1 protein-coding gene is annotated in these 819 nt (G+C 55.1%); it reads left to right on the top strand.

Going from position 1 to position 819, the window contains the following annotated elements; translation table 11 throughout:
• Positions 1-508 (top strand): hypothetical protein (locus JK635_RS27975; protein ID WP_202653058.1); only part of this gene is annotated, 508 nt, incomplete at its 5' end.
• Positions 509-819: the final 311 nt, after the last annotated feature.

The following is an 819-nucleotide window of genomic DNA, read 5'->3' as shown; positions in this document are numbered from 1 at the left end:
CTTTGGCGCCGAAGGCTACCGCTCGCCGCTCAACGCGCTCTACCTGGCCAGCAACACCATCGTCGACGATCGTCCGCATGGCGGCATCATGCTCCGGGTCGCCGATGGCGAGCGGCAGGTCTACGCGGTCAACAATTTGCTGGTTGGCCAGGGCAGGATAGACGGCGGACAGGTCAAGGGCTGGCGCGACCGCCTGCGCGATCTCGCCAAGGCAGCCTACTACCAGGACAGCAAGCTGCTGTGGACGAAAACCGGCATCGAAGGCCGTTTCATCAACAACTTCAATGTCGAATGGGATGCGTTTGCCTTGCCGGTGCGCCATGACTATCGGCTGCTGCCCAAGGCCGGACTGGATGGCAAGTTCGTGCTGCCCGAGGAGCCAAAGGGCGTCAGCCTGGTGCCGAAGGGGGAATATGTGCATCCCGCCAGGTGGCGGATGCTAGACGTCAAGCCAGGCGTCCCGGGCGCGCTTCAGACCTCGGCGGCAAGGGAATCGGTTGGCAAGTGACTTCCTGCGCGACAGCTTTCTTTGCTTCCTCCAATAAATCTTGTTCTTAAATAATATTGCCGTCGAGATTCTTTACAGTAACTAAAACAAAAAACCCGTTCAAAACTTTAAGTGTATGTTTACTATGGGAATAATTTCCCTGGCACATCTTTTGCTCAATGGAATGCAGTTAAAAATACAGAAGGAAAGCCAAATGATTTTCTCTACTAAAACCAAATTCGGCATGAAGATTGCTGCCGCCGCAGCGGCATCGCTGTTTGCCATGTCTTCTGCACATGCCTATCAACTGGACACACTCCTCGGCTCAGCTG

The organism is Neobacillus paridis, from assembly GCF_016765675.1.
Taxonomy (GTDB): domain Bacteria; phylum Bacillota; class Bacilli; order Bacillales; family Cytobacillaceae; genus Neobacillus; species Neobacillus paridis.
The sequence above is the reverse complement of the archived record's forward strand: the minus strand, read 5'-3'. Positions and strand labels throughout refer to the sequence as shown.